The 26,103-nt window shown below is 69.2% G+C and carries 24 protein-coding genes; 15 read left to right on the top strand and 9 right to left on the bottom strand.

Going from position 1 to position 26,103, the window contains the following annotated elements; translation table 11 throughout:
• The first annotated feature begins 26 nt into the window (after nt 1-26).
• Nucleotides 27-500, top strand: coding sequence for an OsmC family protein (locus ACWAT3_RS14510; RefSeq protein WP_460799540.1), 474 nt, complete (start codon nt 27-29; stop codon nt 498-500).
• Nucleotides 501-535: 35 nt separating this feature from the next.
• Here the strand turns inward: ACWAT3_RS14510 and ACWAT3_RS14505 are convergent, their stop codons facing one another.
• The gene (locus ACWAT3_RS14505; protein WP_460799538.1) at nt 536-1,315 is read right to left on the bottom strand and encodes a lysophospholipid acyltransferase family protein; all 780 of its coding nucleotides are present in this window, start codon (nt 1,313-1,315) and stop codon (nt 536-538) included.
• Between the two features lie 137 nt (nt 1,316-1,452).
• Here ACWAT3_RS14505 and ACWAT3_RS14500 point away from each other — a divergent pair, with 137 nt between their 5' ends.
• Nucleotides 1,453-2,400: an FKBP-type peptidyl-prolyl cis-trans isomerase gene (locus ACWAT3_RS14500; protein WP_460799537.1), complete on the top strand. Its 948-nt coding sequence runs from the start codon at nt 1,453-1,455 to the stop codon at nt 2,398-2,400.
• A 21-nt stretch (nt 2,401-2,421) separates the two neighbouring features.
• A complete protein-coding gene (dxr, locus tag ACWAT3_RS14495; RefSeq protein WP_460799536.1) occupies nt 2,422-3,501 on the top strand; it encodes a 1-deoxy-D-xylulose-5-phosphate reductoisomerase in 1,080 nt (359 codons plus the stop codon).
• Between the two features lie 102 nt (nt 3,502-3,603).
• Here the strand turns inward: dxr and ACWAT3_RS14490 are convergent, their stop codons facing one another.
• The 3 genes from ACWAT3_RS14490 to ACWAT3_RS14480 all read right to left on the bottom strand — a co-directional run bounded on the left by ACWAT3_RS14490 (nt 3,604) and on the right by ACWAT3_RS14480 (nt 6,642).
• Nucleotides 3,604-5,190: a Mur ligase family protein gene (locus ACWAT3_RS14490; protein ID WP_460799534.1), complete on the bottom strand. Its 1,587-nt coding sequence runs from the start codon at nt 5,188-5,190 to the stop codon at nt 3,604-3,606.
• Nucleotides 5,191-5,257: 67 nt separating this feature from the next.
• Nucleotides 5,258-5,950: a YcnI family copper-binding membrane protein gene (locus tag ACWAT3_RS14485; RefSeq protein WP_460799532.1), complete on the bottom strand. Its 693-nt coding sequence runs from the start codon at nt 5,948-5,950 to the stop codon at nt 5,258-5,260.
• A 122-nt stretch (nt 5,951-6,072) separates the two neighbouring features.
• On the bottom strand, nt 6,073-6,642 hold the full coding sequence (locus tag ACWAT3_RS14480; RefSeq protein WP_460799530.1) for a hypothetical protein: 570 nt from the start codon (nt 6,640-6,642) through the stop codon (nt 6,073-6,075).
• A 57-nt stretch (nt 6,643-6,699) separates the two neighbouring features.
• Here ACWAT3_RS14480 and ACWAT3_RS14475 point away from each other — a divergent pair, with 57 nt between their 5' ends.
• Nucleotides 6,700-8,016, top strand: coding sequence for a M50 family metallopeptidase (locus ACWAT3_RS14475; protein ID WP_460799753.1), 1,317 nt, complete (start codon nt 6,700-6,702; stop codon nt 8,014-8,016).
• Between the two features lie 7 nt (nt 8,017-8,023).
• Here ACWAT3_RS14475 and ACWAT3_RS14470 read toward each other — a convergent pair whose 3' ends face one another.
• A complete protein-coding gene (locus ACWAT3_RS14470) occupies nt 8,024-9,964 on the bottom strand; it encodes a chorismate-binding protein (protein ID WP_460799529.1) in 1,941 nt (646 codons plus the stop codon).
• 190 nt (nt 9,965-10,154) lie between these two features.
• Here ACWAT3_RS14470 and ispG point away from each other — a divergent pair, with 190 nt between their 5' ends.
• The 4 genes from ispG to ACWAT3_RS14450 are packed head-to-tail and all read left to right on the top strand — an operon-like array spanning nt 10,155 to nt 13,132.
• Nucleotides 10,155-11,306: a flavodoxin-dependent (E)-4-hydroxy-3-methylbut-2-enyl-diphosphate synthase gene (ispG, locus tag ACWAT3_RS14465; protein ID WP_460799527.1), complete on the top strand. Its 1,152-nt coding sequence runs from the start codon at nt 10,155-10,157 to the stop codon at nt 11,304-11,306.
• On the top strand, nt 11,306-11,908 hold the full coding sequence (locus tag ACWAT3_RS14460) for an SIMPL domain-containing protein (RefSeq protein ID WP_460799525.1): 603 nt from the start codon (nt 11,306-11,308) through the stop codon (nt 11,906-11,908). Before ispG ends, ACWAT3_RS14460 begins: the two co-directional genes overlap by 1 nt.
• A 25-nt stretch (nt 11,909-11,933) precedes the next feature.
• Nucleotides 11,934-12,266 (top strand): nuclear transport factor 2 family protein, encoded by a 333-nt coding sequence (locus tag ACWAT3_RS14455; protein WP_460799523.1) that lies wholly within the window; start codon nt 11,934-11,936, stop codon nt 12,264-12,266.
• Entirely contained in the window at nt 12,266-13,132 is an 867-nt protein-coding gene (locus ACWAT3_RS14450) for an alanyl-tRNA editing protein (RefSeq protein ID WP_460799521.1), read from the top strand. Before ACWAT3_RS14455 ends, ACWAT3_RS14450 begins: the two co-directional genes overlap by 1 nt.
• Here the strand turns inward: ACWAT3_RS14450 and ACWAT3_RS14445 are convergent.
• Nucleotides 13,129-13,512 carry an NUDIX domain-containing protein gene (locus ACWAT3_RS14445; RefSeq protein ID WP_460799519.1) on the bottom strand — a complete coding sequence of 128 codons (384 nt, stop codon included), beginning with the start codon at nt 13,510-13,512 and terminating at the stop codon, nt 13,129-13,131. The genes ACWAT3_RS14450 and ACWAT3_RS14445 overlap by 4 nt on opposite strands.
• Nucleotides 13,513-13,759: 247 nt before the next feature.
• Nucleotides 13,760-15,199 carry an HNH endonuclease signature motif containing protein gene (locus ACWAT3_RS14440; protein WP_460799517.1) on the bottom strand — a complete coding sequence of 480 codons (1,440 nt, stop codon included), beginning with the start codon at nt 15,197-15,199 and terminating at the stop codon, nt 13,760-13,762.
• 146 nt (nt 15,200-15,345) lie between these two features.
• On the opposite strand from ACWAT3_RS14440, the gene ACWAT3_RS14435 reads away from it, so the two are divergent.
• From ACWAT3_RS14435 to ACWAT3_RS14425, 3 genes are read left to right on the top strand one after another with little or no spacing between them, the layout of a single operon-like run.
• On the top strand, nt 15,346-15,903 hold the full coding sequence (locus tag ACWAT3_RS14435) for an HAD family hydrolase (RefSeq protein ID WP_460799516.1): 558 nt from the start codon (nt 15,346-15,348) through the stop codon (nt 15,901-15,903).
• An 8-nt stretch (nt 15,904-15,911) separates the two neighbouring features.
• Entirely contained in the window at nt 15,912-16,646 is a 735-nt protein-coding gene (locus tag ACWAT3_RS14430) for an alpha/beta fold hydrolase (RefSeq protein WP_460799514.1), read from the top strand.
• Nucleotides 16,647-16,649: 3 nt separating this feature from the next.
• Nucleotides 16,650-17,540 carry a phosphotransferase gene (locus tag ACWAT3_RS14425; protein ID WP_460799513.1) on the top strand — a complete coding sequence of 297 codons (891 nt, stop codon included), beginning with the start codon at nt 16,650-16,652 and terminating at the stop codon, nt 17,538-17,540.
• A gap of 182 nt (nt 17,541-17,722) precedes the next feature.
• Here the strand turns inward: ACWAT3_RS14425 and ACWAT3_RS14420 are convergent, their stop codons facing one another.
• The gene (locus tag ACWAT3_RS14420; protein ID WP_460799512.1) at nt 17,723-19,141 is read right to left on the bottom strand and encodes an RNB domain-containing ribonuclease; all 1,419 of its coding nucleotides are present in this window, start codon (nt 19,139-19,141) and stop codon (nt 17,723-17,725) included.
• A 51-nt stretch (nt 19,142-19,192) separates the two neighbouring features.
• On the opposite strand from ACWAT3_RS14420, the gene ACWAT3_RS14415 reads away from it, so the two are divergent.
• Together ACWAT3_RS14415 and ACWAT3_RS14410 are read left to right on the top strand one after the other, a co-directional pair.
• The gene (locus tag ACWAT3_RS14415; protein WP_460799510.1) at nt 19,193-19,963 is read left to right on the top strand and encodes an isocitrate lyase/PEP mutase family protein; all 771 of its coding nucleotides are present in this window, start codon (nt 19,193-19,195) and stop codon (nt 19,961-19,963) included.
• A gap of 39 nt (nt 19,964-20,002) precedes the next feature.
• On the top strand, nt 20,003-21,757 hold the full coding sequence (locus tag ACWAT3_RS14410) for a proline--tRNA ligase (RefSeq protein WP_460799508.1): 1,755 nt from the start codon (nt 20,003-20,005) through the stop codon (nt 21,755-21,757).
• Nucleotides 21,758-21,763: 6 nt separating this feature from the next.
• Here the strand turns inward: ACWAT3_RS14410 and ACWAT3_RS14405 are convergent, their stop codons facing one another.
• Nucleotides 21,764-22,756 (bottom strand): potassium channel family protein, encoded by a 993-nt coding sequence (locus ACWAT3_RS14405; protein WP_460799507.1) that lies wholly within the window; start codon nt 22,754-22,756, stop codon nt 21,764-21,766.
• Between the two features lie 124 nt (nt 22,757-22,880).
• On the opposite strand from ACWAT3_RS14405, the gene ACWAT3_RS14400 reads away from it, so the two are divergent.
• Both ACWAT3_RS14400 and ACWAT3_RS14395 read left to right on the top strand, forming a co-directional pair.
• The gene (locus ACWAT3_RS14400) at nt 22,881-23,897 is read left to right on the top strand and encodes an LOG family protein (protein WP_460799506.1); all 1,017 of its coding nucleotides are present in this window, start codon (nt 22,881-22,883) and stop codon (nt 23,895-23,897) included.
• Between the two features lie 92 nt (nt 23,898-23,989).
• Nucleotides 23,990-26,044 carry a PhoX family protein gene (locus ACWAT3_RS14395; RefSeq protein ID WP_460799504.1) on the top strand — a complete coding sequence of 685 codons (2,055 nt, stop codon included), beginning with the start codon at nt 23,990-23,992 and terminating at the stop codon, nt 26,042-26,044.
• Nucleotides 26,045-26,103 lie beyond the last annotated feature (59 nt).

The following is a 26,103-nucleotide window of genomic DNA, read 5'->3' as shown; positions in this document are numbered from 1 at the left end:
CCTAACGCGGGTGCCAGACTGGGGACATGAGCTTGGGCGAACACCACTACGAACTCACGTCGACCTGGACCGGAAACCAGGGCAGCGGTACGAGCGGCTACCGCGAATACGCTCGCGCCGTCACGGTCGAGGTCGACGGCAAGCCGGAACTGCTCGCCTCGGCTGACAAGCCGTTCCGGGGAGACCCGACGCGGTGGAACCCCGAGGACCTTCTGCTCGCGGCCCTGTCGGAATGCCACCTGCTGTCGTACCTGCACGCGTGCGTCACGGCCGGCGTCGTCGTCGTGTCCTACCGTGACCGCGCGACCGGTGTCATGCGCGAGGACGGCAAGGGCGGTGGTGCGTTCGCTGAGGTGGTCCTGCACCCCGAGGTGGTGGTGGCGGAGGCCGAGATGATTCCCGCTGCCGAGGAGGCGCACGCACAGGCCAATGCGTGGTGCTTCATCGCGAACTCGGTGAACTTCCCCGTGCGCCATGAGGCGACGATCACCGCGGCGTAGTCGTCACCTACGACGGTCTCGGGCCCGCCGAGCGATCAGCGCCGCTCGTGCGGCAGCGCCTGCTTGATCTTCTCGATCGTTCCCTGGGCCGGAGCCTCGTTGTACGCGTCGGCGAGTTCCTGACCGGAGAGCGCGTGGATCGCCGCCATGATCTCGTCCGTCGCCAGGCGGCGCGCCTTGCCGCTGGTGGCGGGGCCGTGCGGGGAGACATCGATCGGCTCGCCGAACTTGACCGTGATCCGTTCGCGCAGCGAGGGCATCTTGGCGCCCTTCGGCATGACGCGGTCGGTGCCGATGAGGCCGACAGGGACGACCGGCGCACCGGTCTGCAGAGCCAGGAAGGCGACGCCGGTGCGTCCCTTGTACAGGCGTCCGTCGGTCGAGCGGGTGCCCTCGGGGTAGAGCGCCACCGCGAGTCCCTCCTCGAGCAGCTTGCGCTGCTGATCGAGCGCATCGAGGGCCGCCTGTCCTGCACCGCGGCGCACCGGGATGGCGCCGATGGACTCGAAGAATGTCCGGCTGAGGGCTCCGCTGATTCCGGTGCCCTCGAAGTAACTGGACTTCGCGAGGAAGTGAACCGGACGAGGAGCGGCGACAGGAATGGCGATCGAGTCGATGAACGACAGGTGATTGCTCGCGAAGATCACCGGGCCGGTGCGCGGGACGAGGTCCTTGCCCTCGACGCGCGGGCGGTAGATGACGCCGGCCAGCGGGCGGATGACGGCGCGGCCCAGCGTGTACGTGAATCCTGCGTGGCGGGGGCCGTCGGACTCTTCCGTCGACGTTTCGGGCGCGTCGGACGGCTCAGAGGTCATCCGTTCAGCCTACGCCCGGGATCATTCCGTTATGGGAATGCAACCACCGTGGCTTTCGATTCGCTGTGTCTCCCAGCGCGGGCAAAGGCGGATGCGCCAGGATGGGTGAGTCCCCTTCCATGACTTGAGGTTTCCCTGTGCGCACGCGTCCGATCGCCCTCTTTTCCACCCTCGCCGCGGCAACCCTGCTTCTCGCAGGCTGCGGCTCGAGCACGCCGGAGGCCACGGAGACTCCTGATGCCTCGACGGACCTGTGCTCGGTGGCGGCGGAATCCGGTGACGCGTCGGACGGCGTGACGATCGACGGAACCTTCGGCGAGGTGTCGACGGCGACCTTCGAGACCGGCCAGACCGTCGACGAGCTGCAGCGCACGGTGGTCAGCGAGGGCGACGGCGAGGAGATCGCGGACGGCGACTACGTCGCCTACGCGCTGAGCGCATTCGCCTCAGATACCGGTGAGCGCGTCGGCGACGCGGGGTACACCGAGGGCGAGCTCCTGCCCGCCCAGATCACCGCGGATGCCTCGCTCGCCCAGGTCATGGGCTGCGCGACCGTCGGCACGCGCCTCTCGGTCGCCTTCCCCACCAGTGAGCAGGCCGCCGCGCAGTTCTACATCATCGACGTGCTCGGCGTCACGCCGACCGCCGCGTGGGGCACCGAGAAGGAGCCGGTCGACGGCATGCCGACCGTGACGCTCGCCGACGACGGAGAGCCCACCATCGAGATCCCGGATGCCGAGGCTCCGGCCGAGGTGCAGATCTCGGTGCTCAAGGAGGGCGACGGGATGCCCGTCGCAGCCGGCGACACGACCCTGCTGCAGTATTCGGGCGTCGACTGGGAGACCGGCGAGGTGTTCGACTCGTCCTGGCAGAACGGCGCGCCGATCTCGATCCAGGGCAACACCTACGTCGAGGGGTTCATCCAGGCGCTCGAGGGCCAGAAGGTCGGCTCTCAGGTTCTCGTCGTGATCCCGCCGGCGCTCGGTTACGGCGAAGAAGGCACGAGCGACCACGAGCTGGCGGGCAAGACGCTCGTCTTCGTGATCGACATCCTCGCGAACCAGACGGCCGTCACTCAGCAGTAGTCGCGCCGCTAGGCTGGCGGCATGCGTCGCGTCATCGTCCTCGGCTCCACCGGCTCCATCGGCACCCAGGCGCTGGATGTGATCCGCGCCAACCCGCGCCGGTTCGAGCTGGTCGGGATCGCCGCCGGTTCCAACGCCGACCTGCTCGCGCAGCAGGCGGAGGAGTTCCGGGTCGAGGACACCGCGCTCGGCGCCGATGAGGCGCAGGCCCTGGTGCGGGATGTCGAGGCGGATGTCGTCCTCAACGCGATCACCGGGTCCATCGGACTCGGCTCGACGCTGGAGGCGCTGAAGTCGGGCCGCACCCTGGCGCTGGCGAACAAGGAATCGCTCATCGTCGGCGGGGAGCTCGTGCTGGCCGCGGCATCCGAAGGGCAGATCGTGCCGGTCGACTCGGAGCACTCGGCGCTGGCGCAGGCGCTGCGCTCCGGGTCCAAGCACGAAGTGCGCCGACTGGTGGTGACGGCGTCCGGCGGGCCCTTCCGCGGGCGCACGCGCGCCGACCTGGCGAACGTCACCCCGGCTGAGGCCCTCGCCCACCCGACCTGGAACATGGGCCGAGTGGTCACGACGAATTCCGCGACGCTGGTGAACAAGGGACTCGAGGTCATCGAGGCGCACCTACTGTTCGACGTGGACTACGACGACATCGACGTCGTCGTGCACCCTCAGTCGATCGTGCACTCCATGGTCGAGTTCATCGATGGTTCGACGATCGCGCAGGCCTCTCCACCCGACATGCGGCTCGCGATCTCGCTCGGCCTTGATTGGCCCCACAGGGTCGGAGGAGTCGGACGGCCGATGGACTGGACTCAGCCGAGCCAGTGGACGTTCGAACCGCTCGACGACGAAGCGTTCCCTGCGGTGGCGCTGGCGAAGGCGGTCGGACGAGCCGGGTCCACGTTCCCGGCGGTCTACAACGCGGCCAACGAGCAGGCGGTGGACGCGTTCCACGACGGCCGGCTGTCCTTCCTCGGAATCGTCGACACGATCGCCGCGGTGGTCGACGCGCACGAGCCGCCTGACGCGCTTTCTGTCGAGACGCTCAACGAGGCCGAGCGGTGGGCGCGTGAGCGCGCCGACCGCCTCATCGCCTCCTGACGCGTGCGCCTTCCCTGATCCCGCGAGATGTACTCTGCGGGGTGACGATTGGCCAGCCGGCGCAAGAGTCATCGCACGGCGCAAGTCTCGCGGGTGCGTCGGTCACGGGACGGGCCACCCGGCATCCTGCAGCGCCTGACGGGCGAGCGTGCGGGCCGAGAACGGCGTCCGGACGCCGTCGATCTCGCGATAGTCCTGATGGCCAGGACCTGCCCAGAGGATCGCGTCGCCGTCGCCGGTCATGCCGACGGCCGTGCGGATCGCCTCTTCCGGAGCGGCCACCTCCAGGATCTCGGCATCCGATCCGGCGCTGAGCGCACCCTCGAGAAGCGCCGCGCGGATCGGCGCAGGATCTTCGTAGCGGGGATGGTGATCGGTCACGATGACGACGTCGGCGCCCTCGGCGGCGACGCGCCCCATGACCGGGCGCTTGAGCGTGTCGCGGTTGCCTGATGCGCCGAACATCATCACGACGCGGCCGGGCGTGACCTTCCGCACCGCTGCGAGGGTCTTCTCGAAGGAATCCGGGGTATGCGAGAAGTCGACGTAGACGGCGGGGCCGCTGGCGCCCGAGACGAGCTCGGTGCGGCCGGGCAGCGCCGCGGCGACGCGCCCGTCCCTGGAGAGGGCCGCGGCGATGCGTTCGAACGCGAAGCCGCCCTCGACGAGCATCGCGATCGCGAGGCCGGTGTTGGCGGCCATGTGCGCTCCGATGACCGGGATGCTCGTGGTGAGCTCGGCACCATCGGGTGCCCGCACCGTGAAGGTCGTGCCGTGCTGGTTCTCGTCGACGATCGTGACGATCCAGTCGGCGCCGGCCGCGGCATCCGCATCCTCGGCGAGTTGGGGCGCACCCACCGTGACGACGGGGATCTCGGACCGTCGGATGACGTCTCCACCCGACGCCGTGTCGACGCACACCACACCGCGTCGCGCGCGATTGGGGCGGAACAGTGCCAGCTTGGCCTCGAGATACGTCGCCATGTCGCCGTAGTCGTCCAGATGATCGTGCGTCAGATTCGTGAAGCCGGCCACATCGAACAGGATGCCGTCGACACGATGCCGCGACAGCGCCTGCGCGCTCACCTCGACGGCCACTGCGGCCACATCGCGTTCGCGCATGAGCGCGAGCAGCGCGTGCATCTCTGATGACTCAGGCGTGGTCAGTCGCGACACGATGGTGCGACCGGCGATGTGCCGCTCGGCCGTCGAGCTGAGCCCGGTGACGACGCCGAGCTGGCCGAGGATGCCCTCGAGCACGTGGGCGGTGCTGGTCTTGCCGTTGGTGCCGGTCACGGCGAACAGCTGCGGCATGTCCTGGTCCGTGCCGTACAACCAGGAGCTGATGTAGCCGAGCACCACGCGCGGGTCGTCGGCGACGAGCACGGGAAGCCCGGTCGGTTCGGCGAGCGCCGCACCAGCCGCATCGGTCAGGATCGCGACGGCGCCCTGGTCCGCCGCGGTCTGCGCGAACTCCGCACCGTGGCGGCGGGCCCCCTGGATGCCGACGAAGATCTCGCCGGCACGCAGGTCCGCCGTCGCGAGCGTGATGCCCTGCGCAGAGGGCCCGGTCAGGTCGCCGCGGACATCGAGAGCGAAGTGCTCCGCGAGTTCCGCCAACGATCTGCGTGGCGGCTGCTCAGGGCGGAGAACGGGTGGCAGGGGAGCGGATGCGCGTTCGGTGACCATGTCCTGTCCAGTTTCTCACGCGGTGCGCGCGGGCCGGGGTGGGAGCGCGCGCTCCCACCCCGGAGCGTCACGCCGCGCGGCGCCGGTAGGCGAGGATCGCCACGACCAGGGCGGCGACGCCGGCGACGAGGCCGCCGGCCCCGAGTGCGATCGCCATCGGGGCGGACGTCTCAGACGGCTCGGACGCAGCGTCGCCGGACGCGGCAGCGCCGGATGCCGTGTGCTCGCTGTGCTCGGCATCCGCGCCATCCGCGGCGGCGACCAGGCTCACGACGGGGGCCGGGGCCTCCAGATCGTGCGGGTCCTGACCTTCCTCGGCGATCTCGGTCCACTCGTTCGCTCCGCTCTCGCAGAGCTGCTCGACGGGGAAGGCCAGCGACTCGGCTGCGTCCTCTGCGGGACGCACCTGCATGCTGACGGCGCCGCGGAGGTCGGTGGCCACGGGCGTCGCCGCCGTGTACGTGACGACGTCGACGAGGCCGTCGTCACCGCGCTCGACGGCGATGTCCCACCCGGCCTCGGCCGTGGGCGACACCGAGGCGAGGCCCTCGGGCATCGTGATCCGCAGGGCGGTGGTGGGCGAGTGCTCGCACCCGTGGGTGAACGAGAACGTGAGCACGGTGGACGCATCGGCGGGGAGTGCGTCAGGGCTGACGCCGACGTGCGCTGATGCGACCGCTGGTGCGGCGATCGCGAGGCCGGCGCCGAGGACGACGGCGAGGGCAGTGCGGCGGAAAGTGGTACGGGACGTACGGGACATGCGTGAATCTCCTGAGTCTGATGAGCGGTCGCCGCAGAGCGCGGCGCCGAAGCCCGCCGAACGGGCGACGGGCGCGCACGTCGAGGCACCGCATCCCGAGGACGCGGAGCGGAACGTGCGGATCAGACCGAAGGAGGACCGCGTCGGCGGACGACCGTGGTCAGGGGCGTAAGGCTCGTCGTGACGACGAGCGCCGTCGGTGTCCACCGAACCCGCGTGCGCACGGGCAGCGCGGGGATGACGGGCAGCAGGCGGGCGCGCGTCCAATCGGCGACGGCGCGCAGAATCCGCTCGCCGTGCCAGAGCAGCAGCGTCGTGGCGAGGGCCGCGAGGAGGTGCGAGAGCAGCATGGGAGCATCCGGCGCGACGACCGCGACGACCGGGCCGAGCGTCGCGACGTGGTGGGCGTGACCGCCCGAAGGCACCGCGGCATCCGTGAGGCTTCCGGCGAGCACCTGGAACAGCACGTGGAAGACGGCCTGCGAGACGAGGACGGTGAGCGCGGTGCGCGTCGCCGACGGACGTCGCCCGATCAGGACGGCGGCGAGGGGGATCAGCAGGACGCTGAGCGCGATCACGAGGAGCGGATGCGGCGGCATCCCACCGCCGATCGTGTGCGAGACGGCGGCGAGCGTCGTCGCCACCGAGGTCGCCGCAGCCGCGCGCAGGAGTCGCAGCTGCCGAAAGGTCACCTCTGAAGTCTAGGCGGACTCAGCGGATTCCTCGTGACGGACCAGTACGGTGATCAGGTGGAAATCCTGCTGTACGTGGTCGGCATCCTCTTCATGCTCGTCGGCCTCGGCGTCTCGATCGGGTTGCACGAGGTCGGCCATCTCGTCCCTGCGAAGCTGTTCGGCGTGCGCGTCGGCCAGTACATGATCGGCTTCGGCCCCCGGCTCTGGTCGAAGAAGATCGGCGAGACCGAATACGGGTTCAAGGCGCTGCCGCTGGGCGGATTCATCTCGATGTCGGGCATGTACCCGGCGTCGACGAGCGACAAGCCGGCCGGCGGGATGTTCCGCACGCTGATCCAGGACGCCCGATCAGCCAACGACGAGACCATCGCCGCCGGTGCCGAGGACCGCGTCTTCTACCGTCTGCCGGTCTACAAGCGCGTGATCGTGATGCTCGGCGGGCCGCTGATGAACCTGCTCCTCGCGATCGTCATCTTCACCGTCCTGGCCTCCGGGATCGGGATGCAGCAGGGCACGACGACGATCGCGTCGGTGTCGGAGTGCGTGCTGCCGGCCGGAACCACGCAGACGGAGTGCGCCGCGGACGATCCGGCGACCCCGGCCGCTGAGGCCGGCATCCAGCCCGGCGACGTGATCGTCTCGATCGATGGAGCGGATGTCGCGACCTTCGCCGAGGCGACCGAGATCGTGCAGGCGTCTGCCGGCGAGGCGCTCGAGGTCGTGGTGGAGCGCGACGGAGAGCTCGTCCCGCTCGAGATCACGCCCATTCAGGTCGAGCGCACGCTGACGGATGCCTCAGGGCAGCCGCTGCTCGACGAGAACGGCGACGAGATCGTGGCCGAGGTCGGGTGCGTCGGCATGGGCTCGCAGATGGGCTTCGTGCAGCAGCCGCCGAGCGCGGGCTTCGAGATGACGATGGATGCGGCTGGACGCGTGACGACCATGATCGCGACACTGCCGGTCCGGTTGTGGGACATCGCCGTGTCGACCTTCACCGGCGGCGAGCGGGATCCGAACGGACCGCTCAGCGTCGTCGGCGTCGGTCGCCTCGCGGGAGAGGTCGCCGCCACGGATGCTCCGGTGCTGAACCGGTTCGCGGTGCTGCTGAACCTGCTGGGCTCGCTGAACGTCGCGCTCTTCGTCTTCAACATGATCCCGCTGCTGCCTCTGGACGGCGGTCACATCGCCGTCGCGCTGTGGGACGGCATCCGTCGCGTCTGGGCGAAACTGTTCCGTCTCCCTCCACCGGCGCCGGTGGATGCGACGCGTCTGGTGCCGCTGACGGTCGTCGTGGCGACCTTGCTGATCGCGATGGGCGCGCTGCTGCTGATCGCCGACGTCTTCAACCCCGTCGATCTGCTGGGCGGCTGACCTGCGGTCAGGCCAGGGCGTGCGCGACGAGCCGCTCCAGGGTGTGGATGCCGTCGCGCGACAGGATCGACTCCAGATGCCCCTGGATGCTGGCCGCCTGCGGTCCGCGGAGCGCGTACACATCACCCGTCGTCGCATCCGCTGAGACCTCGAAAAGAGATGCCAGCGCGTCGAGTGCATGGTCTGCGGGCAGGTGGTGCTCGTTCGGCGCGTCCGTCGCGCCGATGACCGGCCCCGCGAACACTCCGACGGGGTCCGTTCCGGGCGCGACCCGCGCGGTGAACGTGTTGTAGAAGCCGATCGAGGCATCCTCCCCGAAAACCGGGACGACCTTCTGGAGGCCCTGGTGCGGGCTGTCCAGCGGGGCGAGATCGATGCCGAGGGAGTCGGCGAGGATCTGGTGGCTCAGGCACACGGCGACGAGCGGGCGCGACTGCGCGCGGCGGCGTCCGACGACCTCGCGCATGCGGGAGATGCGCGCGTTCGATGCGTCCCGAGGGTCGCCGGGGCCGGGGCCGGCGACGACGAGGTCGGCGGCATCCAGATCGCCGTCCGTGACCTGATCCCACGGCGCGATGCGGACGTCGAGACCCAGGTGGCGCAACTGGTGCGCGAGCATCGTGGTGAAGCGGTCCTCGGCATCGACGACGAGCGCTGAGCGGCCGGCGAACGGCCCGCCGGTGTCGTCGCCCTGGGGGTTCAACCAGAACTCGGCCAGGCGCGAGTTGCGCGCGTTCAGCAGGGCGCTGACATCGGCATCCGCCGCGAGATCGACGGGCTCGGCCGGTGCGTCCGCATCCACGCGCGTATCGCGGTCGATGGCGCCGATCGCGCCGAGGACGCCGGCGGCCTTGCCATGCGTCTCGCTCACTTCGCCGTGCGGGTCGGAATGCCGCACCAGCGTCGCCCCGACGGGCACGCGCAGGGCACCGTCCTCGGCGTAGACCGTGCGGATGAGGATCGGGGCGTCGAGGTCGTGCCCGCCGTGCGCGTTCGGGGTGAACAGCGCGGCGACGCCGGAGTAGTAGCCGCGCGGCTTGGTCTCGTGGCGACGGATCACCGTGCAGGCGTTCTGCATGGGCGAACCCGTCACTGTGGGGGCGAACATGGTCTCGCGGAGGATGTCGCGCGGGTCGAGCCTGCTGGATCCGCGCAGCATGTACTCGGTGTGCGTGAGGCGCGACATCTGCTTGAGGTGCGGGCCGGTGATGCGGCCGCCGTCCGAGCAGACGGCGCTCATCATCTTGAGCTCCTCATCGACGACCATGAAGAGCTCCTCGGTCTCCTTGGTGGAGGAGAGGAACTCGACCAGCGACTCCTTCGTCGCGCCGCCTGCCGGATGCCGGAAGGTGCCGGAGATCGGATTCATCGTGACGATGCCGTCCTGAGCGACGACGTGCGCCTCCGGGCTCGCGCCCACGAGCACCTGGCCGGGCGTGACGACCGCGAACGTCCAGTACGCACCGCGTTCGTGCTCGAGCAGAGCGCGGAACCAGGTGAGCGCCGCGGTGCGGTCGTCGCCCTCGAAGCGTGCGGTGTAGTCGCGGCGGATCACGAAGTTCGCGCCCTCGCCCCGACCGATCTCGTCGGCGATGACCCGCTCGACCACACCGGCGTAGTCGTCGTCGGAGATGTCGAAGCCGGCATCATGCAGGGCGATCGGATCGTGGGGGAGCGACGCGACGAGCTCGGCGAACGGCAGGTGCTCGTGGCGGTCGACGATGAGGCAGCGCAGCGGGGTCTCGTCGTCCTGCGCCTCGAAGCCGCGTTCGCGGACCTGGCGGTATGGAACGAGCGCGAACACCTCCTGAGCTGCGCCCTCGGACGTCAGCGGGATGTCGGCGAGCAGATCGACGTCGATGACGTCGCCGGTCAGCAGCTCGACGCTGTCCGAGCCGTCGCGTGCGATGAGCACGAAGGCGGCGCTCTGGTCGGGCAGCTGAATCATCGGGGTCTCCTGAGGATCGGGCATCCGGCGCGACTCAACGAAAAGACCGCCCGGGGGCGGTCTGAATTCGTGGGAACGCGAACACACCGCCTAGGAGGCGGGCCACCAGGTGGGGTTCGCGAGCATGGGGCGAAACTATCACACTGCGTGTATCCAGCCTGGCTGCGTTGCAGCCGCGTAATCTGGACCTGTGCCTGCAGTCAATCTTGGGATGCCACGCGTCCCCGAAGTCCTGAGCCCGCGCCGCAAGTCCCGCCAGATCAAGGTGGGCAAGGTGCTCGTCGGCGGTGACGCTCCCGTCAGCGTGCAGTCCATGACGACCACGAAGACCACAGACATCAACGGGACTCTGCAGCAGATCGCCGAGCTCACGGCATCCGGCTGCGAGATCGTGCGTGTCGCGGTGCCGTCTCAGGACGACGCGGATGTGCTGCACATCATCGCGAAGAAGAGCCAGATCCCGGTGATCGCCGACATCCACTTCCAGCCGAAGTACGTCTTCCAGGCGATCGACGCCGGCTGCGCCGCCGTCCGGGTGAACCCGGGCAACATCCGCAAGTTCGACGACCAGGTCGGCGCGATCGCCCAGGCCGCCAAGGATGCCGGGGTCTCGCTGCGCATCGGCGTGAACGCCGGGTCGCTCGACCCCCGCCTGCTGCAGAAGTACGGCAAGGCGACGCCGGAGGCGCTCGCCGAGAGCGCGCGATGGGAGGCGTCGCTGTTCGAGGAGCACGACTTCCACGACTTCAAGATCTCGGTCAAGCACAACGACCCGGTGATCATGGTGCAGGCGTACCGTCTGCTCGCCGGGATGGGGGATTGGCCGCTGCACCTCGGCGTGACCGAGGCTGGACCCGCGTTCCAAGGCACGATCAAGAGCGCGACGGCTTTCGGCATCCTGCTGGGCGAGGGCATCGGCGACACTATCCGCGTGTCGCTGTCCGCGCCGCCGGCCGAGGAGGTCAAGGTCGGTCACCAGATCCTGCAGTCGCTGAACCTGCGCGAGCGCAAGCTCGAGATCGTGTCGTGCCCGTCCTGCGGCCGCGCTCAGGTGGACGTCTACACGCTCGCCGAAGACGTGACTGAGGGGCTCAAGGATATGACCGTGCCGCTGCGCGTGGCCGTCATGGGCTGCGTCGTGAACGGCCCCGGCGAGGCGCGCGAGGCCGACCTCGGTGTCGCCTCCGGCAACGGCAAGGGCCAGATCTTCGTCAAGGGCGAGGTCATCAAGACCGTCCCGGAGGCGGACATCGTCGCGACACTGATCGAGGAGGCGAACCGCATCGCCGCCGAGATGGGTCCGGACGCTCCGCTCGGCACGGCGCAGGTGACGACCGTCTGATGACGGTGATCACGGTCGCCGGTCTCGGTGAGAGTCACCGGATGGCCGAACGCGCCACGCTGGCCGCGGAGGTCGCGATCGCGCATCAGGATCGTGCGACGTCGATCCGCCAGGGCACGGCGGTGCATGCGCAACTGGCCGAGCAGGTCGTGCGACTTCGTTCCTCAGGTGCGGCGACGTGGCACTCGGTCGACGTGCTCAGCACGTCTGCGCGGGTCTGGACGGACAAGGACGGTGCGAAGCACCGCGATCACGTCACGCGCGGCATCGTCCGGGTGAAGATGTCGCGCCTCGCCGAGGTCCCCGACGCGGTGGCCGCGCTGAGCGCGCTCGGGGCCACCGTGTCGACGACGTGGGCGTTGACGGAGATCACGCGTGATGCCGTGACCCGTCATCTCCGCACGGTGGCGGTCAAGGATGCCCGGGCGAAGGCGGACGATTTCGCAGCAGCTCTCGGGCAGACGGTGCAGCGCGTTCTCGCGATTCGCGAAGACGAGGGGTACGTGCCGCAGAGCGCCCGCGGCGCCGGCGGCGGACCCGAGCTCACCATTCCCGAGATCACCGTGCGGGTGGCGGTGAAGGGCGATTTCGAGACCGAGTGATGTTCGACACGGATGGAGGATGAAGATGTCTGACCTGACTGTTCCCGCGCCGGTACAGGCGATGGTGGATGCGATCAACGCCGCGGACACGGACGCGTTCGTGGCGGCGTTCACCGAGGACGGCTTCATCGACGACTGGGGTCGGGTGATGCGCGGACGAGACGGCGTCCATCGCTGGGCCGGCAGCGACGCGATCGGCGCCCGAGCGAAGATGACGCTGCTGAGCGCGGAGACCGAGGGCGACAGGACGAGCGTGAGGTTCGCCTGGTCGAGTCGCGTGTTCACCGGCGAGTCGACTGGCATCTTCGTGGTCGACGGCGACCATCTCGCAAGCTTCACGATTCCCCCGAACCACTGATGGGGGGTTCCACGAGCGTCTCGTTCGCGTCCGGCGCGACCATGGGAGAGAGCGTCGTTCGCACCGTCCACTCGCGTCCGGAGGGCGCGATCGTCGTCGTAGACGAGACGCCTTTCCACCCGGTCGATCACACCTGGCCCGATCAGCCGGGGGATGCCGGGACGATCGCATCCGATCAGGACTCGGTCGACGTCGTCGAAGCCGTGATGGCCGCCGAGAGCGAGGACGGCGACTTCTTCGTCGGTGCTGAGATCCCGGTCAAGCGCGGTGTCGACGGCTGGACTTGGCTGGTCGGACACCGACTCGCGGGGCATGCCCCCACCTGGCTGCGGCCGGAGTCTGCCGTCACACTGGAGGTGGATGCCGAGCGTCGCGCGGGTCTCAGTCGGGCGCACACCGCATGCCATCTCGCCTCGCTGGCACTCGATCTCGCCGTGGCTGACCTGTGGCGCAAGGACCCGGGAACCGACGCGCTCGGCCACCCCGACTTCGAGGGGCGCGCGAACCAGACGAGTCGTATCCACGAGGATGGCTCGGTCGACGAGTACCGACTGGGCAAGAGTCTGCGCCGGGCCGGTTTCGACACGGAGGGGTTCGCCGCATCGCTGGCGGAACGAGAGCGCCGGATCAACGCGCAGCTGGCCGCCTGGGTCGCGTCGGGTGCGGCGAGTCGCATCGTGACGGACGGTCCGACGATCGTCGACATGCGCCGATGGGAATGCGATCTGCCCGAGGGCACGGCGTCGATCCCGTGCGGAGGGACGCATGTACATGCGCTGTCGGAGTTCGCCGCGATCTCGGTGTCCCTGGGCCTCTCGGATCCGCAGCTGCTCGTGATGACGACGACCGCGACATCCGCGGCTTAGGCCGGTCTGGTCGCTTCGCCGAGCTTCGCGCTCAGTCCGCCGGCCAGGGCATGCGCCTGGACGAGTGGAATCCAACGGCACGGCCACGTGTGGTGCGTGCCGCTGCCGTCGGACGGATCGGTCTCGCCGGCCGACCACATCGCGCTGGTGTCGGCGTCGTTCGAGACCATCACGAAGAAGTGCCTGCGAGCGACCTCATCGCGCATCGGCGCGAGGTCGTAATCGACGGTGCCGAGCGCACGCACGACGCGGCCGTGCAGGCCGGTCTCCTCGAGCAGCTCGCGGACAGCCGCGTCGGCGGCGGTCTCACCGGAGCGGATGCTGCCGGCCGGCACCTGGTGCTGGGCCGTGTCCGCGTGGAGGCCATGCTGCCGTTGCACGCGTACGCCGCAGCGTGACGCGGCTGGTTCGCGCTGTCGTATCGCGTGCGGCATGGTCCATGCTGTTGCGCCGTCACGGTCGAACCGCGCACTTCTGCGCGTACACGGTTGGTCCACGCCGCGCACTCTTGCGCATGCGCCACTGGTCCGCACCGCCGGCTGGCCTACCCACGCGCCCGGTCCAGGTTGTCGCGGCCGTGCGCACGCCGCCGTGCCGCAACGCAGAAACCGCGACTCCCCAGAGACGTCAGGCCGCCGGCGCGAACCTTCGTGGCGGAGGATCGACATCCGCGAACGCATACCGAAGCACGATGCGCGCCGGCAGCACGTGGGTCGCGCCGTTGGGGTGATGCAGGACGAAATCAGCCGTGCCGTCTCGTGTGATCCACCACCCGCCGTGGTGAAGCTGCATATGGTGGAAGCGGCAGAGCAGGATCCCGCGGTCCACGTCGGTCCGTCCGCCGCTTGCCCATTCATCGATGTGATGCGCTTCGCAGTACGACGCCGGTAGGTCGCAGTTGCGCCACCGGCATCCACCGTCGCGGATCGCGAGGGCGACGCGCTGCGTCGGAGTGAACAGGCGCTGCTCCCGCCCGACCTGCAGCGGGTTGCCGCACGAGTCGACGGTCACGACGAGCGCACCCGTATCGCAGATCCGCTGTTCCGCACTGGCGCGGGGGAGCGCGATCAGCCCATCCTCAGTCAGGGCGGCTCGGCGTCCGCCCTCGCGATCGACCGTCTGGACCAGTCGCACGCCGGTCTGCTTCACGCCGAACACGGTCGCCGCTTCGGCGCGCGCGCCCGCGGAGACCACATCGATCATGAGGTCGTAGGCCAGCTGATCGTTGGTGCGAGGATCCTCGACGAGCTTCTGCGCGGCGTCCTTCTCGGCCGAACCGACGAACCGGGGTCCGCCGCGTCGAGGACGAAGCGCCGCGTCGTTGACGCCTTTCACGAGCGCGAATCCCTCGTCGTCATACGTCGTCGAACCGTGATGGATGCCGTCCCGATCGGTCCACAAGCGGAAGGAGCGAGCCTCGAAGCGCTGCTGGAAACGTCGCTCGGCTCCCTCCGAGTCGAGGAGATCGCGCAAGGTGCGCGCAGACGAACCGAGCTCTTCGACGGTGCGATGCGCTGCTTCGTCCACGAGCTGCTCGGCGGCAGCGAGCCAAGCGGCCTGCGCATCGGCATCCGGGTGCGAATCCGCGGTTGTCGATCCGTGCGGCGGCTCTCCCAACCCGCGCACGATCGCATCGTGCTGCGCCGCGGAGATGCGGCCGGCCAGAAGCGCTGCATCGGCTGGCACGTGCCAGGCGCGGGCGGGAGAGTCCTCTTCCGGACGGGCATCCTCATGGTCATGGAGCGTTTCGGCGTCCGCCGCCTGCGCCTCCAGCAGCGCGGAGCCGACGCGGATGCGCTGGGCGGCATCGGAGCGGCTGCCGCCCGTGACCTCCTGCAGAAGGCCAACCGGGTTGCGGTGGCCGCGGGACTGCGCAAGCCCGGTGTGGCCGGACTCGCGCGTCGAGCGGGCCGCGGCGACGCCGGCTCCAAGCGCGGTCACCTTCTCGACGCATCGGGTCAGAGTCGCGGAGGCGCGCATCGCCTCGACGAGTTCGTCGTCGGACAGCGATCGAAGCGCTGCTGCGAGATCGGCTGCCGCGGCCTCCTCACCCAAGAGCGCGCGCAAGGAGGCGACCTGTGCGTCGATCTCGGTGAAGAAGTTGATAGCACCATCATGTTCGGGGCCTCCGACATTCGAAGTTGTCTTCGGCGCGCGATCCGACCTTTTCTGATCACGGATGTGCGAGGGAACCTCTCGGACGGGTCCGCGGCTTGACGGCGGAGCAGATCGGCGCCGTCGCCGCGAAGCTGGCGCAACGACGCTCGAAGGAGGCGGTGTTCCGGGAGCTCGTGGTGGATCTCCGCCTGCCGGACGACCCGCTGCGTCTGTGGGCCGACTACCGTCACCGGATGCCGGAGCTCGTGACCTGCACGGACGGCGTGTTCGACGCGCTGTCCGCCCTGCGAACCGCACGCTGGACGATCGGCATCGTCACCAACGGCGAGATCGACAATCAGGAGGCGAAGGTCCTTCGCACCGGGTTGGTTGACGCGGTCGACGGCTGGGTGATCTCGGCCGAGGCCGGCGTCCGCAAGCCCGATCGCGAGATCTTCGCGCTCGCCGCGCGTCGCCTGAGCGTCCCGTTGGGCGGCTGGATGGTCGGAGACGGCCTCGAATCGGACATCGCCGGGGGAGTGGCGGCGGGACTGACGACCGCGTGGATCACTGATGGAGGTGAAGACGATCCAGCATCCATCGCCACGATCACGGCACCTGACGTGCCTGCTGCCGTCGCGCAGATCCTCGTCTCGCCCGACGCCCGTGCTTGACTGACTGGATGCGCCTCAACGCCGTCGAGTCCGGTTCCGGTGAGCGGACGGTCGTGCTGCTGCACGGCATGTCCGGGTCGGCGGAGAGCTGGTGGCGCGTGTCAGAGGCGCTCGCGAACGGCGGCGCCCGTGTGCTGGCGCTCGACCTGCCCGGTCACGGTCTCTCGCCGCGCGATCCGTCGTCGACGATCGATTCGGCGGCGGACGCCGTGATCGAGACCCTCGGGATGCTGGCACCGGGACGGCGCCTCGTCGCAATGGGACACTCGTACGGCGGTACCGTCCTGGCCGCGGCGGCCGACCGGCTGCCGATCGACACTGCTGTGTACGTCGACACCATCTGCGCATTCGCCGGCGGAGCCGACCGTGATGAACTCATCGCGCACTACGTGCGAGATCGGCGGTCCAGAATGGATGCCGCATCGCTGCGCGAGACACGCCCGTTCTACAGCGAGACGGATGCCGTCGTCGAAGCGCGGGCGGCTGAACGCTTCGATGCGGTGACGGCCGCATCGATCTCGTCCGGTGCCGATGTCGAACACGTCCCGGCTCCCGGTTCGATCCTGGTCCGCGCCGACCCGAGCCGATTCGTCCCTGATGAGGACGCGCGTCGACTCGCCGCTCGGGGCGTCGATGTGCGCGCGATCCCCGGCGCGGCTCATACGGTCTGGTTCAGCCACTTCGAGGAGTTCGTCACGGTTCTGCCGGAGGTCTTCGGCGCCGCATCGCGCGTGGGAGCATGAAGAATGCCTTCGCGTTCTTCCACCCCCGATCGCAACCGCGGTCCTCACCCGGTGAGGGATGACCACCGGCTGAGCGCTGCGCAGCGAGCGCGGCTGAACGAGTGGATTCCTGGCGCGACGATCCTCGCGGATCACAGCTGGGGCCAGATCGAGGCGTACGTGCTCGAGGTCGAGCAGGACGACGAGCGGTTGGTGGTCAAAGCCGGTGGACCGACGAACCATCACATCGGCCGCGAGCTCGATGCGCACGACGGGTGGACGGCCATCTGGGGGCGCGAGGGCATCACGACACGAGTCCGGCACTCTGATCGCGAGAATCGGATCTTCGTCGCGGAGTGGGTGCCGGGACACCTCATCGACCGGACTCCCGCGGCGGTCGACCCTCGCGTGCACCGTCGTGCCGGCGAACTGCTGCGGGTGTTCCACGACCAGGAGTCGCGGGTCGGGGATGAGCGTCTTGTCGAACGGGTGCAACGGGCACTCGCATCCGGGCACCGGATCGCGGCGGAGACGGTCGTGCGAGTCGAAGCCCTGCTCGAAGGCTTCGACCTCGGCGCCGTCGAGCTGGTGCCCACGCACGGCGACTGGCAGCCGCGGAACTGGCTGATCGATCAGGGCGACGTGCGCGTGATCGACTTCGGTCGCTTCGCATTCCGCAGTCGGGCATCCGATCTCGTGCGGCTCGACGCCCAGCAATGGCGTCTCGCCCCGGAATGCGAGACGGCGTTCTTCGAGGGCTACGGCCGCGATCCGCGCTCCGGCGCCGACGACCACTGGCGTGCGCTGCGCATCGTCGAGGCGGTCGGCACCGCGGCGTGGGCTCATCAAGTGGGCGACGAGGACTTCGAAGCGCAGGGACATCGGATGATCGCGACCCTCCTCGGCGAGGACTGAGCGATGCCGCCCGTCTCGCACGCGCCGGCCGACTATTCGTGTCCGTTCTGCCGCCTGCAGGGCGACGAATCCGACGACCGGAACCGGGCCACCGATGTCGTCGCGGTCACGGAGCGCGCGTACGCGCGCATCGCGCCGAGGTGGGCCGGGGGCAGCGCTGGTGATCCCGCGCGTCCACGTGCTCAGAGGGCGAACTCCACCTCGCCCTTCGCGATGTCTGCCCGCACGACCCGCAGAGACACGACGTCGCCAGGGGCGACGCCGTCGGGCGCAGGCGCGGATGCCGTCACTGCCGGATCCGCGATCTGAATCGTCGCGCGGCCACCGTCGCGCACCTCGATCACGCTCGACTCGATCCGCGCACCGACGAACGGCGTCATCAGCGCCGCCTCGACGCAGTTGATCGTTGCGGCGTTCAGCCGCGATGCCCGCTGGGAGGACGCCTGCATGAGCCCCGGTAGTTCCGGCAGCGACTCGCGCGCCCACGCCGGGACCTCCTGCCCTGACGCGACAGCCAGACAGATCGCGAGCGACCAGCGATCCACGAGCCGGCGCAGGGGAGCGGTCGCATGCGCGTACGGAGCCGCGATGGCGGCCTGCTCGGCATCCGCTGGCGCGTCGCCGTCGAACACGACGTAACTGGCTCCGCGGAACAGCATCGCGGCCGCCTCGAGTACCGGCAGCGTCAGCGGGTCGGTGCGGTCCAGGCCGCGCAGGTACTCGCCGTACGTCCCCGTCGTCCAGGGCCGCCCGAGTGCCTCGGTCTGCCTGCGGAACGCCGCGAAGGACTTCTCGTCCGGCTCCGGCATGGTCCGCAGGACGCCCACCTTCGCGTCCAGCATGAGGGATGCCGCGGCCATGCCGGTCATCAGAGAGAGCTGGGCGTTCCACTCCTCGACCGGCAGCGGGCTGCGCCGCACGATCCGATACGTGCCGTCGTCGGCGCGCACGACCTCTTCGTCCGGCAGGTTGAGGCTCGCACCTCCGCGCACGCGCTCCTGCTCGACTCGACGCTCGCCGATCTCGCGCAGCAGAGTCGCCGGGGTCTCCTCGCCGGCATCCAGAGCGCGCTGCAGGGCGCCGTACTCGAGCTGCGCGCGCGAGCGGATCAGCGCCCGCTCCAGCCGGAAGTCCGTGGTGACGCCGTCCGCTGCCAGAGCGAACGTCCACACCAGCGCCGGACGCTCGACATCAGGCAGCAGTGATGCCCGATCCTCGCTCAGCGCGCGCGGATGCAACGGGATCGAACCGTCGGCCGCATACAGCGTCTGGCCGCGCTCGCGGGCCGCGGCATCCAGCGCCCCACCCGCCGTGACGAACGACGGCACGTCGGCGATCGCGTACCGCACCTCGAATCCGGTGCCGACGCGGGCGAGGTGGAACGCCTGATCCAGATCCTTCGACCCCGGCGGATCGAGGGTCGCGAACGGCACGTCCCGCAGGTCCAGTTCGGGCGGCGTCGGTGCGACGGCGGATGCCTCGGCGAGCGCCTCCGCGGAGAAGTCCACCGGTGCATCCAGCGACGCCCGCAGCTCTGCCAGGGCTCGGGCCAACTCGCCCTGGGCAGCGGACGGGGCGACATGGGCGCGACGCTGAGGCATGAATCGAGACTATCCAGCGACACGGACGCCGAGGGGGATTAGCGTGTGAACATGACCCTTGCCGAGAAAGCTCAGACCCTGATCGATCTGCACCGCGCGCCGGAGATCCTCCGCGTCGTGAACGTCTGGGACGCCGTGTCCGCCCAGACCGTCGCCGCTCTTCCCGAGACCAAGGCCCTCGCCACGGCCGGGCACTCGATCGCCGCGACCTTCGGCTTCGCCGACGGCACCATCCCGCGCGAACTCATGCTCGACATGGTGTCCCGCATCACGGCGGCGGTCGACCTGCCCGTCTCCGCCGACCTGGACGATGGATACGGAGAGGCCGGCGAGACCACGCGTCTCGCAATCGCGGCCGGAGCCGTCGGCGCGAACGTCGAGGACCGCCTGAAGCCGCTCGCCGAGTCGGTCGCGAACGTCGCGGCTATCGTGAAGGCCGGCGAAGCCGAAGGCGTGCCGTTCGTCCTCAACGCCCGCACCGACGCCTTCGTCCGCGGCGGCGATCGCCCCGCGCAGGAGAGCCTCGCCGACGCGATCGAGCGCGGCCGTGCGTTCCTCGACGCCGGTGCGACGACCGTGTTCGTCCCCGGCATCCTGGATGCCGAGGTCACCAGGCAGCTCGTGGACGGCATCGGAGAGAACCGCGTCAGCGTCATCGGACTCCCCGGCGCCCTCACCGCCGCGGAGTACGAGGCACTCGGCGTCGCGCGGATCTCGTACGGTCCGATGACCCAGCGCGTCGCCCTGACCGCGCTGCAGGACCTCGCATCGAGCCTCTACGCCGACGGCGCGATCCCGGCGAGCACCCGCGCGCTGAACTGATCGGATCGGGCGAGTGGCCGCGCGCCCTAGACTTGACGCGTGGTCACTCGTCTCTCGAACTTCTTTCTCCGCACGCTCCGCGAAGACCCCTCCGACGCCGAAGTCACCAGCCATCGGCTGCTGGTCCGCGCCGGCTACATCCGGCGTGCGGCGCCGGGCATCTTCACCTGGCTGCCACTGGGACTCAAGGTCAAGGCCAGGATCGAAGCCATCGTCCGCGGCGAGATGGCCGCATCCGGCGCGCACGAAGTGCACTTCCCCGCGCTGCTGCCGCGTGACCCGTACGAGGCCTCCGGTCGCTGGGAGTCCTACGGCGACAACATCTTCCGGCTGCAGGACCGCAAGGGCAGCGACTACCTGCTCGCGCCGACGCACGAGGAGATGTTCACGCTCCTCGTGAAGGACCTGTACTCCTCGTACAAGGACCTGCCGCTGACGATCTACCAGATCCAGGACAAGTACCGCGACGAGGCGCGCCCCCGTGCCGGTCTCCTGCGCGGCCGCGAGTTCACGATGAAGGACGCGTACTCGTTCGACTCGTCGGATGCCGGGCTCGAGGTCAGCTACCAGAAGCAGCGGGATGCGTATGAGCGCATCTTCCAGCGCCTCGGCCTCGAGTACGTCATCGTCAACGCGGACAACGGACTGATGGGCGGCGCGCGCAGTGAGGAGTTCCTGCACCCGACGCCCGTGGGCGAGGACACCTTCGTCCGGTCGGCCGGCGGCTATGCCGCGAACGTCGAGGCGTTCACGACGGCGATCCCCGAGCCGGTGCCGTTCGAGGGGATCGGCGAGGCCACGGTCTTCGATTCTCCGGACACCCCCACCATCGAGACGCTCGTCGCGCACTCGAACGCGGTGCTCGAGGGCGAGTACACCGCCGCGGATACGCTGAAGAACGTCGTCCTCGCGCTAACCCATGCCGACGGCTCCCGTGAACTCGTCGTCGTCGGCATCCCCGGCGACCGCGAGGTCGACGAGAAGCGCGCCGAGGTGGCGTTCGCTCCTGCGGAGGTCACGACCGCGACGCCGGACGACTTCGAGCGCAACCCGCTGCTCGTCAAGGGCTACATCGGCCCGTGGTCGCCGACCGGTGCCGTATTGGGCGAGGAGTCGGCCACCGGGATCCGCTATCTCGTCGACCCCCGTGTCAGCGAGGGAACCCGCTGGATCACGGGCGCGAACATCGACCAGAAGCACGCCCACGACGTGGTCGCTGGACGCGACTTCTTCGCCGACGGCGTCGTCGAGATCGCCGATGTCCGCGCGGGCGACCCCGCCCCGGATGGTTCTGGTCCTGTCGAGCTCGCTCGCGGCATGGAGATCGGCCACATCTTCCAGCTCGGCCGGTTCTTCGCCGAGACGCTCGGCCTCAAGGTCCTGGACGAGAACGGCAAGCTGGTCACCGTCACGATGGGCTCGTATGGCGTCGGCATCACCCGCATCCTCGCGATCATCGCCGAACTGAACAACGACGAGAAGGGCCTCATCTGGCCCGAATCCGTCGCGCCGTTCGACGTGCACGTCGTCGCCGCCGGGCGCGACCAGGTCGCGTTCGACGTCGCGGAGCAGGTCGCCGAGCGCCTGGAGGACGCCCGTCTCGACGTGCTCTACGACGACCGTCAGAAGGTGTCGCCCGGCGTGAAGTTCGGCGACGCCGAGCTCGTCGGCATCCCGCGCGTGCTCGTCGTCGGTCGTGGGGCTGCAGACGGTCAGGTCGAGCTCTGGGATCGCCGGACGGGGGAGCGGGACGCGCTCTCGGTCGACGAGGCGATCGCTCGCCTCACCGCCTGAGCGCGGTTACCGCGCTTCGGCTCCGGCCGCGCCGTCGTCGATCAGTCGCCTGATCTCGGCGGTGATCATCTCCGACTGCGCCAGCAGCACAGCTAGTCGCTCGGCGTGCGCTCCGGCATCCGGATCCGGTCGATCCGCGACGGCATCCTGATCCGCACGATCTGCGACGGCATCGGACAGGGAAGCGCCGACGGCGACGGCGCCGGACGCCGCACCGGCGGCCATTCCCGCTGCGGTGTCGAGGACGGACGGACCGGCCGGTGCAGCCGCTGCATCGCCGTCCGAGAGGCTGCCGACCTCGCTGCGGTCATCGGCGGCATCCGACGGCCCGAGGAACAGATTCGCCAGGTAACCGGTGAACGTGCCGAAGATGCCGACGCCGACGATGATGATGAGCACGCCGAGCACACGCCCCGCATCGGTGACCGGATACTGGTCGCCGTAGCCGACGGTCGAGATGGTGACGATCGTGTACCAGAGCGCGTCGGAGGCCGACGTGATGTTCGCCCCCTCGGCGTCCTCCTCGATCGCCAGCACCGAGAGGCTCCCGAACTGCAGCACGAGGATGCCCAGCAGCAGCAGTGTCATGAGGGTGCTGTTGGCGCGGTCCTTGACGAGCGTCGACCAGATCTGCTTCGGACCCAGGTCGCGCATGAGCCGCAGCACGCGGAGGAGCCGGAAGACGCGCAGCACCTTGAGCTGCGGGAGCGGAAGGCTGGCCAGCAGATCGGCCCAGCCGAACCCTCGGAAGAAGTAGCGCCACCTGGCCTCGGACGTGACCATCCGGAAGATGAAGTCGATCAGGAAGATCACGCTGAACAGGCCGTTCATGACGGTCAGTACGACCTGCATCGCGGTGTCGCCCTGTAACGCGTACACGAAGACGAGGTTCAGGATCGACAGCAGCGACAGGATGCCGATGAAGATCTCGTACGCCGGATTCTTCAGCTCGGCACGCGCCCTGCGCCTGGCTCGGATCCTGTCGATGATCTCACCCATGGAACGCTCCCTCAGCTGACGCGGCATTCGCTCCGCGACGGCAACCATTGTGGACCACGACGCCCGTGCGAGTGCGAGCGCTCACCCTCGAGGGTGAGCGCTCCTGACGTGCAAGAGTAGAGCCATGGACGAGCTGCGCAGCCGCATCGATGCCCTTCTGGATGAGACCGGGGTCACCGGCAACCGCACGCTGATCACTCGCATACTGCTCTCCGGCATCCAGCTCGGACAGGACCGCACCCAGCGTCTGGATCTCAAGATCGCCTCGTCGGCGCTCAGCGAGATGCGCGACGCCTTCCAGCTGTTCGCTCCGTACGCCGGAGTGCCCAAGGTGACCGTCTTCGGTTCGGCGCGCACGCAGCAGGAGGATCCGCTCTATCGTTCGGCGCGGGATGTCGCGGCGGAACTCGCCAGGCGCGGCTGGATGGTCGTGACCGGCGCCGGACCGGGCATCATGCAGGCCGCCGCCGAGGGTGCAGGGCAGAAGATGGCGCTCGGCGTCTCGATCCGGCTGCCGTTCGAGGAGAAGCCGAACGCGGTCGTCGCGCACGACGCGCACTCCGTGGAGATGAAGTACTTCTTCACGCGCAAACTCATGCTGGTGAAGGAATCCAGCGGATTCATCTGCCTGCCCGGCGGCTTCGGAACCATGGACGAGATGTTCGAACTGCTGACGCTGCAGCAGACCGGAAAGGCAGAGCCGACGCCGATCGTGCTCCTGGATGCTCCGGGCGGCACGTTCTGGCGGGGGCTCGAACGCTTCGTCATCGACCAGCTGATCCCTGCCGGTGTCATCTCGCCGAACGACTTCGATCGGGTGCTCGTCACGGACTCCGCCGAGCAGGCGGTCGCCCGGATCACCGGCTTCTGGCGGAACTACGACTCGCTGCGCTGGGTCGACGACCTGCTGATCCTGCGGCTGAAGCACGAGCCGACGGATGCCGAGGTGGACGCGCTCGATTCCGAGTTCGCCGCGCTCATCGCGTCCGGGCGGATCGAGCGCATCGACCCGCTGCCGATCGAGGTGAGCGATCACGACCGGATCGAGCTGCCGCGCATCGCCCTGCGGCTCAGACAGCGCGAGGTCGGCGGTCTGTACCGGCTGATCGACGCGCTCAACGCCCTCGCCTCTGCCGGCTGAGTAAACGCGCGGTTCAGCGGTCGTTCATCCGGTGGTCATCCGGTGGGAGCAACGTAGCCGGGGCACCAGCACCCGACGACGAAGGACCGATGATGAGCCTGACTGACATCCCCCGCCGCTCTCTGCCGATGGCACCCCATGTGAGCGGGAAGCGCTCGGCGATGACGTGCGAGCTGAAGTGCGCGAACGCCTGCCTCGGGCCGGAGTGCAACACGTCGTCGAACGAGGACTTCCGCTCGATCGCATCGACGGTGTTCTCCCGCCGTGCCGTCCTCGGACTCGGCGCAGCAGCCGCCGTCGCGGTGGTCGTCGGAGCGGGACGCGGGACGCCGACCTCGTCGCCGCAGGCTGCAGGGCTCGCGGGCTCCGGCGCGTCGTTCGGGCGACCGGCACGCGGCAGCCTTCTCTTCGACGCGATCGCGCCGGTCCCCGCCGACGTCGACGCGTTCACCGTGCCGACCGGGTACACGTGGGACCCGCTGATTCGCTGGGGAGACCCGCTCTTCTCCCGGACGCCCGCGTTCGACATCGACGCGCAGACACCCGAGGCGCAGGCCGGGCAGTTCGGCTACAACAGCGACTACCTCGACATCATCGCCGACAAGAGCGGCAAGACCGGCGTCCTGGTGAACAACCACGAGTACGTCAACCCGAACATCATGTTCCCCTCGACCGCGGATGCCGCTGAGCTCCAGCGTCGCGGTGAGATCTACAAGGCGGCGCAGGGGCTGTCGGTCGTCGACATCCGCCGCCGTCGCACCGGCCAGCCGTGGAGCTACGTCGTCGACGGACGTCGCAACCGTCGCATCACGGTCGAGACCGTCTTCGAACTGACCGGTCCGGCCGCAGGGAGCGACCTCGTCAAGACCGCTGCGGACCCGGAGGGCCGCTGGGTCCACGGCACGCTCGGCAACTGCGCAGGCGGAACGACGCCGTGGGGGACGATCCTCTCCGGTGAGGAGAACTTCAACGGGTACTTCGCCTGGGCGGCCGACACCCCGCAGCAGAAGCGGTACAGCGGTTCGAGCACCACGTCGACGTCGACCGGCTGGGAGACGTACGACCCGCGCTTCAACGCGCACGACCCCGAGTACGTCAACGAGCCGAACCGCTTCGGCTACATCGTCGAGATCGACCCGCAGGATCCCACCTCCACCCCGCTGAAGCACACCGCGATGGGGCGCTTCAAGCATGAGGGCGCCAACATCCGCATCGCCGAGGACGGGCGCGCGGTGGCGTACATGGGCGACGACGAGCGCAACGACTACCTGTACAAGTTCGTCTCCAAGAACCGCGTCTCCGGGTCGCGCAAGAAGAACCTCCGTCTGCTCAGCGAGGGCGACCTGTATGTCGCGAAGTTCTCCGGTGACTCCCCGGCCGCCGAGATCACCGGGACCGGTGCGCTCCCGTCGGACGGCGCGTTCGACGGGAGCGGTCAGTGGATCCCGCTGACCCGTGGCGGCAAGAGCGTCGTCCCAGGGTTCAGCACGGAAGAGGTCCTCGTCTACACCCGGCTCGCGGCCGACGCGGTCGGCGCGACCAAGATGGATCGTCCTGAGGATGTCGAGCCCAGCCCGGTGACCGGAAAGGTGTACGTCGCGCTGACGAACAACTCCAACCGCACGGCGGTCGACGAGATCAACCCCGTCGCAGGCAACCGCTACGGGCACGTGCTCGAGATCACCGAGACGGCCGGGCAGTCGGGGACGAAGTTCGGCTGGAGCATCCTGCTGCTGTGCGGCGACCCGAGCACGTTCGGGAACGCTTATTTCGCCGGGTTCCCCAAGGACAAGGTCTCGCCGATCTCCTGCCCCGACAACCTCGCGTTCGACTCGGAGGGCGAGCTGTGGATCTCCACCGACGGCCAGCCCGGCACGATCGGCTACGGCGACGGCCTGTTCAAGGTGCCGCTGCGCGGCAAGGAGCGCGGCCACGTCCAGCAGTTCCTCTCCGTACCTCGGGATGCCGAGACCTGCGGTCCCGTCATCCACGACAAGGACGGACTGGTCTTCGTGGCCGTGCAGCACCCGGGTGAGGACGGCACCTTCGAGGCGCCTCGGTCGCTGTTCCCGGATTACGGTTCCACGGCCCCCGGCGATGTCTCCACCGCGCCGCGCCCGTCCGTGGTCCAGGTGCACCGGGCCTGAGTCGTCGCCGACGATGCCCTCCCGCTCCTGAACCGGAGCCGGGAGGGCGTCGTCGCGTC

The organism is Microbacterium sp. GXF0217 (assembly GCF_054798195.1).
The sequence above is the reverse complement of the archived record's forward strand: the minus strand, read 5'-3'. Positions and strand labels throughout refer to the sequence as shown.